The organism is Streptomyces sp. NBC_01497 (assembly GCF_036250695.1).
Lineage (GTDB): Bacteria > Actinomycetota > Actinomycetes > Streptomycetales > Streptomycetaceae > Streptomyces.
Genome location: NZ_CP109427.1, coordinates 700,665 through 717,701 on the forward strand (window position 1 = coordinate 700,665; position 17,037 = coordinate 717,701).

Annotated in this window: 12 protein-coding genes and 1 pseudogene; 5 read left to right on the plus strand and 8 right to left on the minus strand. The window is 70.9% G+C overall.

Annotated elements, in window-relative coordinates:
- Positions 1-17: 17 nt before the first annotated feature.
- The 4 genes from yczR to OG310_RS03100 all read left to right on the plus strand — a co-directional run bounded on the left by yczR (position 18) and on the right by OG310_RS03100 (position 4,798).
- The gene (gene yczR, locus OG310_RS03085) at positions 18-1,505 is read left to right on the plus strand and encodes a MocR-like transcription factor YczR (protein ID WP_329454319.1); all 1,488 of its coding nucleotides are present in this window, start codon (positions 18-20) and stop codon (positions 1,503-1,505) included.
- An 845-nt stretch (positions 1,506-2,350) separates the two neighbouring features.
- A complete protein-coding gene (locus tag OG310_RS03090) occupies positions 2,351-3,160 on the plus strand; it encodes an alpha/beta fold hydrolase (RefSeq protein WP_329454320.1) in 810 nt (269 codons plus the stop codon).
- Complete coding sequence (locus OG310_RS03095) at positions 3,153-4,436, plus strand: PP2C family protein-serine/threonine phosphatase (RefSeq protein WP_443078816.1); 1,284 nt, start codon at positions 3,153-3,155, stop codon at positions 4,434-4,436. Before OG310_RS03090 ends, OG310_RS03095 begins: the two co-directional genes overlap by 8 nt.
- Positions 4,433-4,798, plus strand: a complete 366-nt coding sequence (locus OG310_RS03100; RefSeq protein WP_329454322.1) for an STAS domain-containing protein — start codon at positions 4,433-4,435, stop codon at positions 4,796-4,798. Before OG310_RS03095 ends, OG310_RS03100 begins: the two co-directional genes overlap by 4 nt.
- Before the next feature lie 116 nt (positions 4,799-4,914).
- Here the strand turns inward: OG310_RS03100 and ctaD are convergent.
- The 7 genes and pseudogenes from ctaD to OG310_RS03135 form a co-directional block, all read right to left on the minus strand.
- Positions 4,915-6,579, minus strand: a pseudogene (ctaD, locus tag OG310_RS03105) (aa3-type cytochrome oxidase subunit I); the annotation flags it as partial.
- Positions 6,580-7,964: 1,385 nt separating this feature from the next.
- On the minus strand, positions 7,965-8,474 hold the full coding sequence (locus tag OG310_RS03110; protein WP_329454324.1) for a Dps family protein: 510 nt from the start codon (positions 8,472-8,474) through the stop codon (positions 7,965-7,967).
- Positions 8,475-8,874: 400 nt separating this feature from the next.
- The gene (locus OG310_RS03115) at positions 8,875-10,005 is read right to left on the minus strand and encodes a pyridoxal phosphate-dependent aminotransferase (RefSeq protein WP_329454325.1); all 1,131 of its coding nucleotides are present in this window, start codon (positions 10,003-10,005) and stop codon (positions 8,875-8,877) included.
- Positions 10,002-10,646 (minus strand): helix-turn-helix transcriptional regulator, encoded by a 645-nt coding sequence (locus OG310_RS03120; RefSeq protein WP_329454326.1) that lies wholly within the window; start codon positions 10,644-10,646, stop codon positions 10,002-10,004. Before OG310_RS03120 ends, OG310_RS03115 begins: the two co-directional genes overlap by 4 nt.
- 201 nt (positions 10,647-10,847) lie before the next feature.
- Complete coding sequence (locus OG310_RS03125) at positions 10,848-13,286, minus strand: glycosyl hydrolase 2 galactose-binding domain-containing protein (RefSeq protein ID WP_329454327.1); 2,439 nt, start codon at positions 13,284-13,286, stop codon at positions 10,848-10,850.
- Between the two features lie 96 nt (positions 13,287-13,382).
- Entirely contained in the window at positions 13,383-14,765 is a 1,383-nt protein-coding gene (locus OG310_RS03130) for an ABC transporter substrate-binding protein (RefSeq protein WP_329454328.1), read from the minus strand.
- Between the two features lie 106 nt (positions 14,766-14,871).
- Complete coding sequence (locus OG310_RS03135) at positions 14,872-15,087, minus strand: hypothetical protein (RefSeq protein WP_329454329.1); 216 nt, start codon at positions 15,085-15,087, stop codon at positions 14,872-14,874.
- A gap of 667 nt (positions 15,088-15,754) precedes the next feature.
- On the opposite strand from OG310_RS03135, the gene OG310_RS03140 reads away from it, so the two are divergent.
- Complete coding sequence (locus tag OG310_RS03140) at positions 15,755-16,078, plus strand: tetratricopeptide repeat protein (protein WP_329460004.1); 324 nt, start codon at positions 15,755-15,757, stop codon at positions 16,076-16,078.
- Here OG310_RS03140 and ligD read toward each other — a convergent pair whose 3' ends face one another.
- Positions 16,079-17,008: a non-homologous end-joining DNA ligase gene (gene ligD, locus OG310_RS03145; protein WP_329454330.1), complete on the minus strand. Its 930-nt coding sequence runs from the start codon at positions 17,006-17,008 to the stop codon at positions 16,079-16,081. It abuts the gene before it with no gap.
- Positions 17,009-17,037: the final 29 nt, after the last annotated feature.

Sequence of the window (17,037 nt, forward strand, 5' to 3'; positions counted from 1 at the left end):
AATCACGGGAGAGTGGTATGGACGATCCGACGCCTGCCCGGCTTTCGGGCCGGGGGGACTCCGTGGCGGGCTCGCTCGGCGGCCGACAGCTCGCCGCCCTGGTCACAGGCCCGTCGGGAACGAGCGCGGGCTACCGCCGACTGGCCGGGGCCATCAGCGCGTTGATCCTGGACGGACGGATCGCCGTGCGAGTCAGACTCCCGGCGGAACGGGAACTGGCCACCGCCCTGAACACCAGCCGGCCCACCGTGACCGCCGCGTACGACCTGCTGCGGGAGAGCGGTTACGCGCACAGCCGCCGCGGCTCGGGCACCTGGACGGCCCTGCCGGAGGGCCGTACCCCCAGCGGCGTCACCCGGACGATCACTCTTCCCGACTCGGCGATCGACCTGGCCAGGGCCGCCCCCGGCCTGCCGGAGAAGACCCTGGCCGACGCATTGGACCAGATCGCACCGCGGCTGGCCCAGCACGCACGCACTCCCGGCTACCACCCGTACGGCCTGCCGGAAATGCGCGCCGCTGTCGCGGACCACTTCACTCGGCGGGGCCTGGCCACCCTTCCCGAGCAGATCCTCGTGACCTCCGGCGCACAACACGCGCTGACCCTGGTCCTCGGCCTGCTGTCGGGCCCCGGCGACCGGGTGATGGTGGAGAACCCGTCGTACCCCAACGCCCTGGACGCCATGCGCCGCGCGCGGCTGCGTCCGGTGCCCGTTCCGGTGACCGACACCGGCTGGGACATCGTGACCACCGAATCCACACTGCGGGAGGCCGTGCCCCGACTGGCGTATCTGATACCGGACTTCCACAATCCGACCGGCCTCCTCATGCCCGAACGCGAACGGGTCCGCGTCCTGCGGGCCGCCGCGCGTTCGGGCACCTGGCTGGTCGTCGACGAGACGCTGGCGGAACTCGCCCTCGATGTCCCCGCCCCCGCGCCCTTCGCCTCGCACGCGCCGCCCGGCGGGGCCGGGCAGGTCATCACCATCGGTTCGATGAGCAAGACGTTCTGGGGCGGTCTGCGCGTCGGCTGGCTCCGCGCGCCGTCCGGTGTGGTGACCGAACTGGCCGCCCAGCGGATCGCCAACGACCTGGGCGGGTCGGTCCTGGACCAGCTGCTCGCCCTGGCCCTGCTGGACCGGGCGCCTGAGCTGTTCCCGTCCCGCCTGGCCGAGACGCGCGAGCGGCGCGCCGCCCTCGTCGCCGCCCTGGCCGAGTACGTCCCCCAGTGGAGCTGGAAAGTGCCGCCGGGCGGCCTTTCGCTCTGGGTCGACCTCGGCGAGCCGATCGCGTCGGCGCTGACCCGGCGCGCCCTGGACCACGGGGTACGCGTCGAGGGCGGCGGACAGTTCGCCGCCGCGCCCGGTGTCTTCGAGCAGCGTCTGCGCATCCCGTACACACAGCCGCCCGAACGGCTGCGCGAGGCCGTGCAGCGGATGGCGACCGCGCTGGCCCGGGGCCTGCCCGCCGGCGCCGCCGTCCGGGGACCACACTTCATCGCCTGAGACACGCGCTGCCCGCGCCCTTCCTCACAGCCGGGGGCAGCCGGGCATGCGGTGCGGGGAGAGGCAGCTCCATCCGTGAGTGGGGTCAGGGCCCTTCAGCGCGCGTGCTCCCCACGGTCCGGGCGTTCCCGCTCCCGTCCCCGTCGGGGCGGAGACGGCGTTCCGGCCGCGTCGGGGCCGCCCACCGGAGACGGCGTTCCGGCCGCGTCGGGGCCGCCCACCGGAGACGGCGTTCCGGCCGCGTCGGGGCTGCCCATCGGAGACGGCACCATGGCGGCGTCACCGCGGCCCATCGGCGACGGCACTGCGCGCACGTCCGGCCGGCCCAGGGGCGAGCGGACCCGCGGGTCGTCCGGTGCGCCCATCGGCGAGTACGTGTCGGCGCGGTCGCCCCGCCCCATCGGCGAAACACGATCTCCGCCGGCCTTCGCGCCCTCAAGGTCGCGCGCGGACCACTTCGGTGTTTTCTTCGCCATGTCGCGTTCCTCGGGACATCGTCACGCCGGCCGCAGCCGCGAACGCGCTGTCCACGAGCACGCTCCGGCAGGTCGCGGTTCGCGTTCGGGGCTCCAAGGGTGGTTGCTCTGCGCTTGTGCGGCACGGGGATGAACCCGGCGCCCACAGATCTTCGAGACCTTCGCTCACCCGGAACAACAACCGAGCCCACCACAACTTCCAACGTAACGCCGAATTCCGGCCTCACCAAACAGCGGAGGGGCGCCCGGCCGTCCCACCCGACCGCACCCCGAGGGGGACACGCATCCGCGGCGCCCTGAGCGGGGCGACGAGGCAGGTGGCGGACGGTTTCACGAAGTATCGGGGGGTCGAAGTGGGAGGATGTTCGAATGGACGTGCAGCGCAGGAACAATGTCAGGGTGACCGGCCGGCCGGACGGGCCGGTGGTCATGCTGGCGCACGGGTTCGGCTGCGATCAGAACATGTGGCGGCTGGTGGTGCCCGCGCTGGCCGAGCAGTACCGGGTGGTGCTGTTCGACTACGTCGGCTCGGGCCGCTCCGACACGTCCTCCTGGAGCCGTGAGCGGTACGCGTCGCTGGAGGGCTACGCGCAGGACGTGCTGGAGATCTGCCGTGAGCTCGACCTGCGGGAGGTGGCGTTCGTGGGCCACTCGGTCAGCGCCATGGCCGGGGTGCTGGCCTGCGTCGCGGAGCCGGAACGCTTCGGCAGGATGGTGATGGTCTGCCCCTCCCCCCGCTACATCGACGACGGGGAGTACCGGGGCGGGTTCAGCGAAGAGGACATCGGGGAGCTGCTCGACTCACTGGACTCCAACTATCTGGGCTGGTCCGCGACGATGGCGCCCGTCATCATGGCCAATCCGGAGCGGCCGGAGCTGGGCCAGGAACTGACGAACAGTTTCTGTGCCACCGACCCGGACATGGCCCGGGTCTTCGCCCACACCACCTTCCTCTCCGACACCCGGGCGGACCTGGACAAGGTGCGGGTTCCCACCCTGGTCCTTGAGTGCTCCCACGATGTCATCGCACCGCGGGGGGTGGGAGCGTTCGTGCAGGCGTCCGTTCCCGGTAGTCGGCTGGTGACGCTGGACGCGACGGGGCACTGTCCACAACTGAGCGCGCCCGAAGCGACCCGCCAGGCGATCCTGTCCTTCCTCGGCGGCCCCCGTGATGTGTGAGACCGGGCGCAGCCCGGATGACCCCGGTGCCGGTCCGGACAACGGCATGGCACTGGAGGCGTCGTTCAGCGCGCTGCTGGAGGACGACGTGGACGACCTGTACGAGAACGCCCCGTGCGGGTATCTCTCCACCTTGCTCGACGGAACGATCGCCAAGATCAACGGCACACTGCTGGCCTGGCTCGGTTACCGCCGGGAGGAGACGGTGGGCCGCAAGCGGTTCACGGACCTGCTGACCGTGGGCGGAAGGCTCTACCACGAGACACATTTCTCCCCGCTGCTGCGGATGCGGGGCGACATCAACGGCATCGCCCTGGAGCTCAAGGCGGGCGACGGCACCCGCCTGCCCGTACTGGTGACCTCCAGGGTCAAGTCCGGCACCAACGGCGAGCCGCTGCTGATCCGCACCACCCTCGTCGACGCGAGCGACCGGCGCGCCTACGAGAAGGAGCTTCTCCGGCGCCGTCAGGAGGCCGTGGCCGCTCATGAGCAGGTGGAGCGGGACCGTGCACGACTGCAGAGCGTCCTTGCGACACTGCAGCAGAGCCTGCTCCCGCCGTCCCTCCCCGCGGTGCCGGGCCTGGCGGCCGACGCGCATTACCACACCGCCTCCCCCGACAATCTGGGCGGGGATTTCTACGACCTTTTCACGCTCGGCGACGGCCGGTGGGGGTTCTTCCTCGGTGACGTCTGCGGCAAGGGCCCGGAGGCCGCGGCCGTCACCTCGCTGGCCCGCTACACCCTGCGGGCCGCGGCCCTGCGCGAACCCGATCCCGTCGCAGCACTGTCCGTCCTGAACACCGCCCTGTATGAGAAGTACAGCAGCGGCGGCGACGCGCGGTACTGCACCGTCATCCTCGGCACACTCACCCCGAAGGCCGGCGGGTTCGACATCACCCTGGCCAGCGGGGGCCACCCACCGGCCCTGGTGATGCGCGGCGACGGCGGTACCGCCTACCTGCCCACACCGGGCGGCTGCCTCGTCGGAATCCTGCCCGACGCCCCCTTCACGGCCGTCACCACGACCCTGGAACCGGGTGACACGCTGGTGCTGTACACCGACGGTCTCACCGAAGCCCGCATCGGCGCCGACCGGCAGCGCTACGGTGACGACGCCCTGCACGCCTTCGCCGCGGGCCTGGCACCCGCCACGCCCAGCGCCACGATCACTGCGCTCACCGGGCTCCTCGACGGGTTCGGTGACGGACTGGACGACGACACCGCCGTCCTCAGCCTCGGTGTTCCGCCTCTCACCCGGAGTGACGAACCCTCGTGAGCGATCTTCGTATCACCACCCGCCCCGGTGCGAGCGGAGCTGTCCTCGCCCTGACCGGCGACCTCGACCACGACAGCGCGCCGGGGCTGCGCGAGGCTGTCGGCCACCTTGCCCTGCACCCGGGCGAGCAGCTGGTCCTCGACCTGTCCGGCCTGGCCTTCTGTGACTCCAGCGGCATCAGCGCCTTCATCGTCGCCCGCAACAAGGCACTCGGAGCACAGGCGGGCATCGCCCTCGCCGGCACCCCCGAACGCATTCTCCGTGTCCTGCGCATCGTCGGCCTCCAGCAGGTCTTCCGCCTGCACCCGGACGCCCGGAGGGCCGCCACGGCCTGGCCGGAACCCGCGGAGAGCACCCCGTGAGCGCTGGATCCGCGGCCCACGCCGTCATCCGCTCCCCGCTGCCGGACCGTCGCGGGGAGGTCGACGCGCGGCCGCCTCACGCGTCGACGGAGAAACGGAGGACCACGGACACACGCCTATGACTCCTGCTGGTCACCGGGCGCCACGGTGCGAGAGGTCTCCGGCTTGTTGTGGATCGCCTCCAGGGTCCTGATCTCGGGGTGGTGCAGGTCGAACGCCGGCGATTCGGAGCGGATGCGCGGCAGCGTGAGGAAGTTGTGCCGCGGCGGCGGGCACGACGTCGCCCATTCGAGCGAACGGCCGTAGCCCCAGGGGTCGTCGACCTCGACCTTCTTGCCGTAGTTGGCGGTCTTCCAGACGTTGTACGAGAACGGCACCATCGACAGGCCCAGCAGGAACGAACTGATCGTCGAGATCGTGTTCAGCGTCGTGAAACCGTCGCTGGCGAGGTAGTCCACGTATCGCCGCGGCATGCCCTCCGCACCCAGCCAGTGCTGCACCAGGAAGGTGCCGTGGAATCCGAGGAACAACGTCCAGAAGGTGATTTTCCCCAGGCGCTCGTCCAGCATCTTGCCGGTGAACTTGGGCCACCAGAAGTGGAATCCGGCGAACATCGCGAACACCACCGTGCCGAACACCACGTAGTGGAAGTGCGCCACCACGAAATACGAGTCGGAGACGTGGAAGTCCAGCGGCGGGGAAGCCAGGATCACACCGGTGAGTCCACCGAACGCGAAGGTGATCAGGAAGCCGATCGACCAGAGCATCGGCGTCTCGAAGGAGAGCGACCCCCGCCACATGGTGCCGATCCAGTTGAAGAACTTCACCCCGGTCGGTACCGCGATCAGGAAGGTCATGAACGAGAAGAACGGCAGGAGCACCCCGCCCGTGACGAACATGTGGTGCGCCCAGACGGTGGCGGACAGACCGGCGATGGAAATGGTGGCCGCGACGAGGCCGATGTAGCCGAACATCGGCTTGCGGCTGAAGACCGGGATGACCTCGGAGACGATCCCGAAGAACGGGATCGCGATGATGTACACCTCCGGGTGCCCGAAGAACCAGAACAGGTGCTGCCACAGCAGCGCACCACCGTTGGCCCCCTCGAACACCCTGGCCCCGAACTTGCGGTCTGCCTCCAGCGCGAGCAGCGCGGCGGCCAGCACGGGGAAGGCCAGCAGGACCAGCACACCGGTCAGCAGCACGTTCCAGGTGAAGATCGGCATCCGGAACATCGTCATGCCGGGCGCGCGCATGCAGATGATCGTCGTGATGAAGTTGACGGAGCCGAGGATCGTGCCGAAGCCCGAGAACGCCAGGCCCATGACCCACATGTCACCGCCGACACCCGGCGAATGCACGGCGCTGGAGAGCGGCGAGTAGGCGAACCAGCCGAAGTCGGCCGCGCCCTGCGGGGTGAGGAAGCCTCCCACGGCGATCAGTGACCCGAAGAGGTACAGCCAGTACGCGAAGGCGTTCAGCCGGGGGAAGGCGACGTCCGGGGCGCCGATCTGCAGGGGCATGATCCAGTTCGCGAATCCCGCGAACAAGGGCGTCGCGAACATCAGCAGCATGATCGTGCCGTGCATCGTGAATGCCTGGTTGTACTGCACGGGAGACATGATCTGCAGGCCCGGGCGGGCAAGTTCGGCGCGCATGGTCAGGGCCATCAGGCCGCCGAGGATGAAGAACACGAACGAAGTGATCAGGTAGAGGGACCCGACCGTCTTGTGATCGGTCGTCGTGACCCAGCTGACCACGACACTGCCGGGGCGCCGTCTGAGCTCGGCGGGCTGCGCCGACCCGGCCGGCTCCTCTGTCGGCGTTCGTTCCTCTGTGTCGACGGTCGCCATCTGGGGCTCCTTCGTGCTGTGGGGGCGGGGCAAGGAAGACGGTGGCGCGCCCGGGCGGGGCATTGCCGTGAACCGGTCCGCACCGGGTGCCGCTCACCGAACGGTGCCGGTTCCACCAGGCCGCGGACGCGGTACGTCACCGGTCGGTGGGCAGGTTCACCGCGTCGGACGGGGAGGAGACGCCCTCCGGGGCCGGGTTCCCGCGCCGTTTCCGCCCGGGGCCGAGCGGTCCCCGCGGTCGCCGCGCCGTCCCTGGCGCGCACCGCGTTCGCCGTGCGTGCGCCGTCGAAGGACCGCGAGCGGTGGACGAGTTGTCATCTGCAACGTCTCCTGGGCGGGCATCGACACGACGGGGAGGGAGTCCGACGAGCAGGTTCGTACTCGGACACATCCGCCGGGATCGTGGCCTGGTCAGGGCGGGCCCCAGCCTGCACGCTCCGGATGACTTCCGCACGGCGCCACCACGGCAAGTCGCCGAATTGACACGTACTGTCAACCGATCGGGGGGTCCGGGGCGGGGGGACATGCTGGTTCCGGGGACCGGCTGCGGCCCTCACGCGGTACCTGGAGAAACGGGAGGCGACGCGCGGATCGCCGATCGCCGTGGCACGCCCGAAGCGGGGGCCGTCACCGCGTCGTCCCCGAAGTCCGGTGAGCCGTCGTCGCCACCCCGACAGGACGGACGGGCCCCCGCCGAGCGGATCAGGCGTTTGTCGGACCTACGGCTCGCGCGCGGCATGCGATGGGTTCCGACGACCGTCATCCGATCCTGTGAACGGGATCCGGACGCCGGGCATCCCGCCGGCCACGGCACCCGCCCGGTGGCCCTCACCGCCACGCGGGCCGCCGGGGAGATCAGGCGGATGTCCTCGCGCTCCTGCGCACATGGGGACGGCCCGGCCCGGTACTGACATCGGGACGGCCCGCTTCAGCGGCACGGCGGTGGCAACACTCGACCTACGGGGCGACGTTGCGGGCCGCTCCTGCCCAAGGGCGTTCGCCGGTCCCGCAGTGGTAGCACCTGGCGACGCGCCCGTCGTGGTGGTACCACTCGTGCGCCCCGCAGTCCTGCCTGCCTTTGCCAAGCAGACCTCGCTCGACGAGACATCAGGGCGCAACCCCCCGCGGACGCGTGCGCCACCGATACCGTTCCGCCGGAGCCATCCCCGCAGGTAGCGACAACTCACGGTCCGCGGGAGCCGATTCCCTGTCCGCCGATCCGGGCGAGCGCCGCCACCACCCGGTCCACCGGCGTTCTCGCACGCGTCCGGCGGCTCCGGGACGGCCACTTCCTCAGCAGACGGGGGGCGCGGTCACACCTGCCGGTTCTCCGAGCCGACCATCCACGCGTGCTCCTCCATGGTCTCGATGATCCCGTGCAGGATGTCCGCGGTCGACGGGTCCTCGGCGTCCACACCGTCGTGCACGCGCCGGAGCGTCGCAGCCGTTGCGTACAGGCGCGTCGTGATGAGGTCCACCACGGCCGTCACACTCAGCTCCCCCTCGGGGAACGTGGGCAGCGTCGTGGTCGCGACGACGGTGTCGGAACGTCCGTCCGGAACCGCGCGCAGGCTCCTCATCCGCTCGGCGATCGTGTCGCCGCCCTCCCGCGCGTCATCGACGATGTGATCGAGCTGTTTGTGCAGGTCACGGAAGTTGAGGCCAACGAGGTTCCAGTGAGCCTGCTTGCCCTGGAGATGCAGCTCGATGAGATCGACAAGGACCGCCTGCAGGGCCCCCGCCATCTGCCGGGACGCCGTGAAGCCCACGGCTGCTTCCTGCTCGGAGAGTCGAGCCGTGGATGAGACAGTGTCCGACGTCATGCGCCTGCTCCTTAGAAAACTCCCTTTCCCACGCACCGAGCGCAGAGGAAAGAAACCGTGTGCCCAGGTCATCTCCAGTCTGGCCGCATACCCCCGGCCTCGCAGCTCGGACCCGTTCCGCTCGGCGGGAGCCCCCGAAGCCCCCGGTCCGGCCCCGCTCCGGGGTCCGGTTCTGCGAGGTCACACCGTGCCGCCTGCCGCGCGGGACAGCTCCGGCACGCCGTACCGCCCGTACCGCCGTCGGTCGGGCAGTCGGCGTCGGGAAGGCCAGGTGGATCCAGCGCGCGACCGGCCGAGCGGTGCGCCCGGCGCGCGATGAGCGCCGCACGGTCGGCGTCCGGCGCGTGTCCCGGTCACGCGGGTCGACCCGAACGCTCCCGTCCCAGGACGGGAACGCTCATCAGCGGGCCCGAAGCCAAGCGGCGAAGGCGTCCAGAGCGGGCTCGGGGTCACGGCGGCCGATCCCGATGCGGAAGTGGTCCCCTGGGGTGTCGGTGAGCTCGGAGCGGTAGATGCTCGCCGGCAGCAGCAGGACCCCGGCCTCCGCGACCAGGCTCGTACAGAAGTCCTCCACCCCGTCGGAGCCCAGGTATCGCGGATAGGCCACACACCCGCCGTCCGGGGCCCGCCAGGTGAACAGGTCGCGGAACTCGGAGAAGAAGGCATCGAACAACGGCAGGTTGGCCGCGATGAGCGCCCGGTTCCGCGCCAGGATCGACGTGCGCGCCTTGAGGGCGATCCGGGCGAGAACCTCGCTGGGGGCCGCGTTGCAGATCGTGGTGTAGTGCTTCGCTCGTTCGAGCCGGGAACGCAACTGCCGGTCCCTGCAGGTGATCCAGCCGATCCGCAGGCCGGGCAGCCCCAGCGACTTCGAGGTGACGTTCAGCGAGAGTGCGCGCTCGGACAGGTCCGAGGCGTTCGGCAGGGTGCGGGAGGGATCGAGCTCCAGGCCACGGTAGACCTCGTCGCTGAACAGGTGGATGCCCCGCTCGTCGCACATCCGCGCCAGGCGGGCGAAGTCCGCCTCGGGGATGACCTTTCCCGTGGGGTTGTGGGGGAAGTTGACGGATACCACCCGGGTGTTGGGGCGGATGGCCGCGGCCACCTCGTCCAGGTCCAGGGCCCAGTCCGCACCGGGGTCCAGGGCCACACCGCTCACCTGGCACAGGGACAGCGGCACGGTCTCCGCGGACTGGTAGTCGGGGGTGACCACCACGGCGTGGTCGTCCGGGCCCAACAGGACCTGCATGGCCAGGTACAGGGCCTCTTCGGCGCCGGCGAAGCAGATCACGTCGTCCGCGTCCGCGTGGGTGTACATGTCCGCGATCGCTTCCCGCAGGGCCGGATCACCGAAGGTCTCGGTGTAGCCGAGGGACAGCGTCTCCCAGGCGTGGCGGTCCTCGTCGTCGGCCAGCGCGAGCAGTTCGGGCAGGGTCATCGTCTGCGCGTCGGAGGCCGTCAGGTGGTGGCGGGCGGTGAACTCCCAGCGCGAGAAGTAGTTCTCCAGCCGGAAATCGGGCAGCGGAGTCACGCGTTGCTCCTTCGGTCTCTGAGGTCACCGAGCAGGGCGTAGACGGTGGATCGCGACACCTTCAGTGCGCCGGCGACGACGGGGACGGCGCGCCGCACCGTGAAGACACCGGCACGGTCCAGTTCGGCGAGGACGTCGAGACGGTCGTCGCGTCCGAGGCGTTCGGCGGGCCGCCCGCGGGTGCGGACGAAGTTCCCGACGATGCGGTGCACGCTCTCGGTCCAGTCCTGCTCGAACAGCGCTTCCGGCCGTGGGGCCGAGGGCGCGGCGAACCCCGCGAGCAGCGCGGCGGCCTGCTCCCACGGCGTACGGTCGAGGTTCACGCACAGGACAGCCGACGGCTCGCCGTCGAGGTCACGAAGGACCGCGCTGACCGAGGAGAGGCGTCGCCCGTCGGCCAGCAGTTTCGCGTAGGGCCCGTAGACGTCGCGGCCGGAGGGCTCCACGCGGTCCAGCTCGCCGAGGTAGGAGGGGTCGCCCGGCGCGCGCCCGGCCATGGGGTTCCAGATGGCCAGTACCCGGTCGCGCCCGGCATCGTGCAGGACCACCTCCGCGTACGGGCCGAGCAGCAGGGCGATCGCCCGGCAGGCCGGGGACCACATCCGCACGCGCGGGTCCGCGCCGTCCTCCACCGTCTCCATGGCTGGAATCTACGTCCAGAATGGACAGGAAGTCCAGACGCTGTCGTGGAGGGAGGCCTCCCAGCGCCGCCCCGGAGCCGACGGCCCGGGTGCCGCCCGGGTGCCGGACGCGCCGACGGCGGTGGGCAGGCATGCCGCGCGGACACCGCCGTGCCGCCCCGCAGCACAGCCGGCGACGGGGGCGGCGCGGCGGCCGGTGTGTCACCGCAGCACGAACAGGGCCTTCCCGGCCCTTGCCGCGTCCGGAGCGGCCCATCCCCGCACCCGCACCGTCAGGCTCTCACCCGGCAGCAAGGTGAACAGGCCCCGGTCCGCCGTGGCCGTCGGCGCGATCCGGTCCGCCTGGAGGAGCGCGTCCCGCAGCAGGGTGTGCGCGTGGATCGCGACGAGCACCTCGTCCTTCGCCTCCTCGCCGGGCGACACGCTCACGTCGTACTCGGGCACGGGGTAGGCGAACTCCTTGTCCCGTACCGGTACATGGAGAGCGCGCAGCCCTTGTGCGTCCGCGACGAGGTACTCCCTCCCCGACGTCCGATCCGGCACGAACCGCTCGGGCACGGGGACCGCCGCCACCGCGCGCCGTCCGGCCACGAGCGGGAGGACGCCGTCGGCGAGGACCGTACCGTCCGCACTCATCCTGCGCAGCCGCACCTCGGTACGCCACTCGGCCGCCGCCTGGTTCACGGCGCAGAGCACCGGCCGGCCGTCCCGCACCTGCACGCTCAGCAGCCGGTCCGCGTACAGCCTGCGCAGTTCGTACCAGAGCGGCTTGAGGCGGCCGTCACCGTCCACCGCCGACCAACTCGTGACCGGCCAGCAGTCGTTGAGTTGCCACACGACCGCGCCCGCGCACACCGGCCAGTGCGAGCGCCAGTGCTCCACCCCGGTGGCGACCGCACGCGCCTGGTTGACCTGCATCAGGTAGTGCCACCTGTCGAAGTCGTCCGGGACGTCGAAGTGGCGGGCCAGCCCGCGCTCCAGCTTCCCGTTGCCGTCCTCGGCCTTCTGGTGGTGCAGCACTCCGGGCGAGCCGGGGGCGAGTTCCTCGCCCGCCAGCGCACGGCGCAGGGTCGCGTACGCGGGCGGTGCCTGCCAGCCGAACTCGGAGACGAAGCGCGGGACGCTGTCGAGGTAGTCCGTGTAGTCGGTGGTGTTCCACACGTCCCAGAGGTGGGTGCAGCCGTGCGCCGGGTCCTCCGGCGCGTGCTCCCACGAGCCGGACCAGGGGCTGCCCGCCCAGTAGGCGCGCGTGGGGTCGGTCTCGGCCACGACCCGCGGGAGGAGGGCCAGGTAGTAGCCCTCGCCCCAGGAGTCCCCCGCGAGTTGCTCCTCCCAGTTCCACATGCGGTACACCCACAGGTTCTCGTTGTTGCCGTTCCACAGCACCAGGCTCGGATGCGGCATCAGCCGGGCGACGTTCTCCCTGGCCTCCGCCTCGACCTCGGAGCGCAGGGGCTGTTCCTCGGGGTAGGTGGCACAGGCGAAGAGGAAGTCCTGCCAGACCATCAGGCCGAGTTCGTCGCAGACGTCGTAGAAGTCGTCCCGTTCGAAGATGCCGCCGCCCCAGACGCGTACGAGGTCGACCCCGGCCTCCGCCGCCTGCGTGAGGCGCTCCCGGTAGCGCTCGGGGGTGACGCGTGAGGGGAAGACGTCGTCGGGAATCCAGTTGACCCCGCGCGAGAACACACGCTCGCCGTTGACGACGAACGTGAATCCCGTGCCGTGCTCGTCGGCCGTGGTGTCGAGGACGACCGTACGGAATCCCACGCGCCTCGACCAGGTGTCGAGGACGGCACCGTCCTGGTCCCGCAGGGTTACCTCGCAGGCGTACAACGGCTGTTCGCCGTAGCCGCGCGGCCACCACAGGGAGACGTCCGGCACCTCGGCGACCACGGTGGCGCTGTCACCGCCGAGCGGCACCGAAACGGGGTGGCCGCCCGCCACCCGTACCTCGGCGGTCAGTGCGGCGGCCGCACCCGAGGCGGTACGTGCCACGTCGAGACGCACCTCGACACGTCCGGTCGTGCCGTCGACGGTGACGAGCGGCCGCACCCGGTCCAGCCGTGCGGTCGACCAGTGTTCGAGGCGGGCGGGCTTCCAGATACCCGCGGTGGGCAGCGCGGGGCCCCAGTCCCAGCCGAAGGCGCAGGCCATCTTGCGGATGAAGGAGGACGGGTGCGGATAGGCCTCCTCCCGGGCGCCCATCCGGGTGCGCAGGCCGGCCGCCGCCGCGTAGGCGGAGGTGAAGCACACCGAGAGGGGCGTACCTGCCTCGCCCAGGCGGTCGGTGACGTCGAAACGGTACGAACGGTGCATGTTGGCGGTGTTCCCGAGGATCTCGCCACCGAGCAGGATCTCGGCGACGGTGTCCAGGCCCTCGAAGACCAGGTCGGTGCGCTCGTGGGAGGTGTCACGGGCGCCGACAACGATGTCATAGCGCCAGTCGGCGCGACCCACCCAGTCGACGTCGAGTTCGTTGCGGCCGAGGAACGGGTCGGGGATGCGCCGGGCGGCGAGCAGATCCGTGTGCACGCACCCCGGTACCCGCGCGGGGATGTCCTCTCCCTCGTGGCGCAGGGTCCAGCCCTGGTCCAGGGGGACGGACGTCCGGGCCCGGGTGGTGTCGTCGGTGATCGTCATGTGTGCGGGTTCCGTCTCTGGTTCGGGGGCGGGGTGGGGGATGCGGGTACGAGGAGGGCCCCGGCATACGGGAAGGCCGGTCGGCCCGCACGCGGTTCAGTCGGTGTCGGCGAGGAGTTTCCTGCTCTCCTCGGTCATCTCGGGGAAGACGGAGTCGCCCTTCTGATGCGCGAAGAACTGCTGCATCGAGGGGAGCAGCGCGGACTGCAGGGCCGTGCCGTTGGCGTACGGGGTGTTCGGCAGGAGCTGGTGGTTCTTCTCCTGCTCCTCGAAGACCGAGAGGTCGACCCCCTGCCGCGCCATCGCCCGGGACGACGCGTCCATCGCGGCGGGGATGGAGGGCAGGAAGGTGCCGGTCTGCGACGCCGTCGTCTGACAGGCGGCCGAGCCCATGTAGGCGACCCACTTCCAGGTCTGCTCCGGGTGCCGGGTACCGGACCAGATGGTGTTCCCGTTGGCGTTGCTGACCGTGGCCCGCCTTCCGTCCGGGCCGGCGACGAGCGGCCCCGTGCCGACCTTGACCTTGGGGAGCTTGTCGAGGGTCGCGGCCTCCCAGGAACCGCCCGCGTAGATGGCCACCTTCCCGGAACCGAGCAGGTCGCCTCCGCTGGGGGCGTTGCCCGCCGACGCGAACTCGCCCGGGGCGGGGGCGAATCCCTTGTCCGTGAGGTCGCGGAAGAAGGTGAACGTCTTGACCAGGCGGGGATCGTCGTACCTGAACTCGGTGGGCCAGCTGTCCTTGTCGCCGATGCGCCAGCCGAGGGAGGAGGCGAAGGGGCGCCAGGTCGTGAGGCCGTTGAAGTCGTTTCCCACCGCGGTCATGCTGCTGATGCCGTACCTGGCGACGTGCTTCTTGTCGAAGCCCGGCTGATCGCCGCGCACACCGTTCCTGTCGACCGTCAGGTGCGCCACCATCTTCTCGAACGAGCCGCCGTTGTCGGGGTTCCAGCCGAGGTGGGCGACATCGTCCGGTGTGTAACCGGCCTTCGTCAGCGTGGTGGTGTTGTAGTAGAGCGCGGCGGAGGCCCAGTCCATGGGCAGTCCGTACTGCTTGCCGTCCGTGTACTTCCAGTCGTCGACGCCGACCGAGAACTTCCCGATGTCGAAGCGGGTCTTCTTCATCAGGTCGTTCAGGGGCATCAACTGCCCGAGTGACGCGTACTGCTGCAGGTACTGGACGCTGTCCATGAAGGCGTCGGGGGCGGTGTCGGCGACGAACCCGGAGAGAAGTTTGGTGAAGTAGTCAGCCGAGTCGTACTGGGTGATCTTCACCCGGATGCCGGGGTTCGCCTTCTCGAAGGCGTCCGCGCACTTCTGGTAGGCGGCGGCCTGCTTGTCGTCCCAGGTCCACCAGTTGACGGTGGTCGTGCCCGATCCGGCGTCCGATCCGGCAGCGCAGCCGCTCAGCACGGCGGCCAGCCCCAGCGCGGCGAGCGAGGCGGTGAGCCGCCGTCCCCGTCGCACGCGACGTGTGATCATCAGGTCTCCTTCATGAGGGGTGAGGGCCCGCCTCGCACGGCACGGGGCCTCGACCGTTGCCGGCTCCGCAGGAGCCCCGGCCGTCCGGCTGCGCGGGCCCGTGAGGTCACGTGATTCCGGTGACGCCGCCGCGAGAGCCGGCGATCCGCCGGCCGAGGACCGGGAAGAGGACGGGCCTCGGCAGCGCGGCGATCAGCGTGGCCGCCATCGGACCCGTGCGTCCGAAGCGGCCCGCGGGGAGGGCTGCTTGAGCACATCCGACGCCCGTACCAACGGGCCGACGGCCGTGCGCAGCACGCTGGTCGTTCACGATCTGCGCCACGGCGCACTCCTTGGCACGTATCACCGCCTCGCGGCGGCGGCTCCGCGGAGATGACGGCACGCGCACCACACGGCTCGGGCACGCGACGCCACGGGCGGTCCGTTGTCCACGGCCGTCCTGTTGGGGGGAGCATGGCGACCCTAGAAAGAGTTTCTTGCCTGGGTCAACATATTGGCGGCAGTAATTATTGGTAATTTATGAACTCTGGGAACGAGCAGCCGCCCCAGGCTCGTCGCGCGGGGCGCTCGCGCGCCTGAAGGTCCCCGACGGCTCACCGGTGGGCCGGACGCGGTCCGCACGCAAGGTGGCGGAGGGGTCCCGGGAGTGGCGGCACGTCCGGCCGAGGAGCGGCGACGGTGGTGGACCCGGGTGCGAGCGGCAGGGGCGGTGCCCGGCCTCGCGTGGCCGCAGGTGGCAGCCCCGCAAGCCGCAGGTGGCAGGTCACAGGGCGCGGGGCGCAGGGCCCACCGGGGGCCGGATCGCGCGTGGATCACGCCGGACACCCGGCCCGGGGGTGCCGGAGGCAGGGCTGGGCTTTGTGGAATATTCAACTAATTGCTCGGGTTGACGCAGCCGACCGTGATGAGCGATCCGTGAGGAGGCCCCCGTGGAAGAGTCGGGCTACTACGAGTACGGCACGCCGGCGGAGCGCTGGGACCGCGCCCAGATGTTCTTCGACTCCAAGGAGTACATGACCGCCGCCCGCATCCTGCTGGGCCTGGTCGAGCTGGAGCCGGAGCAGGTGGCGACACGGCTGCTGCTGGCGCGCGCCTACTACCACTCCGCCCGCCTGGGCAAGGCGGAGGAGCAGCTGCGGGCCGTCGTGGAGCGGGATCCCGTGGAGGCGTACGCGCACCTCATGCTGGGCCGCACCCTGGAGCGCCAGGGCCGGGCCGCCGAGGCGGCCACGCACCTGCGGATCGCCGCCGCTTTCGACGGCGACCCGTTCGAGGAGACGGCGCCGCCGCGGCTGGGGACGCCGAAGCGCTGATCAGTGAAGGGCCCGGAGGCGGCGCGCCGCCGGGCCCAGTCCCCTCCCCCTGGCCGGCAGCTCTGACCAGGGGTTCTTCCGTGCCTGGGGCAGCACCGTGCCGACGCCCCAGCGCTGTGCGTGCAGGTCCGGGTCGTCCAGCTGGTCCCAGCTGATCGGCGTCGCGACGGGCGCGCCCGGCTTCGCGCGCACCGAGTACGGCGCCACCGACGTCTGCGCGTACGCGTTGCGCTGGAGGTCCAGGTAGAGCCGGCCGCCGCGCGCGTTCGTCCGTACCTCCGTCGTGAGGTGGTCCGGGTCGCGCGCCGCCAGCAGGGCCGCCACCTCGCCCGCGAAGTTGCGTACGTCGTCGAAGCCGGCCGCCCGGTCCAGCGGCACGATCACGTGCAGACCGCGTGATCCCGTTGTCATCAGGGCGGCCGGCAGGCGCAGTTGGGCCAGCAGTTCACCCAGCCGGCGGGCCGCGGAACGGACCCGCTCGAAGTCGTCGTCCGCCGGGTCGAGGTCGAAGACGAGCCGGTCCGGGTTGTCCGGCCGGTCCGCACGGGACTGCCAGCGGTGGAAGGTCAAGGACGCCTGGTCGGCGAGGTAGAGCAGGGTGGGTTCGTCGTCGCACACCGCGTGCGTGACGGTTCCGCCCTTCTTCGCCAGCTCGGCCCGGTGGATCCAGGCCGGGTAGGAATCCGGGGTGTTCTTCTGCATGAAGCGCGGCCCCGCAAGGCCGTCGGGGTGGCGCTCCAGCATCAGCGGCCGGCCCTTCAGCTCCGGCAGCAGGTACGGGGCGAGGTCGTGGTAGTGGCCGACCAGGTCCGCCTTGGTGAGCGGCGGCTCGCTCTCCGGGAAGAGGACCTTTCCGGGCCGGTGCACCTGGATCGTCCTGCGACCCGCCCGTACCGTACGGACGTCGTCGTCCTTGCTCCCGCCGCTCATCCGCGTCTCCCCTCCCGGCAGGTCCCACC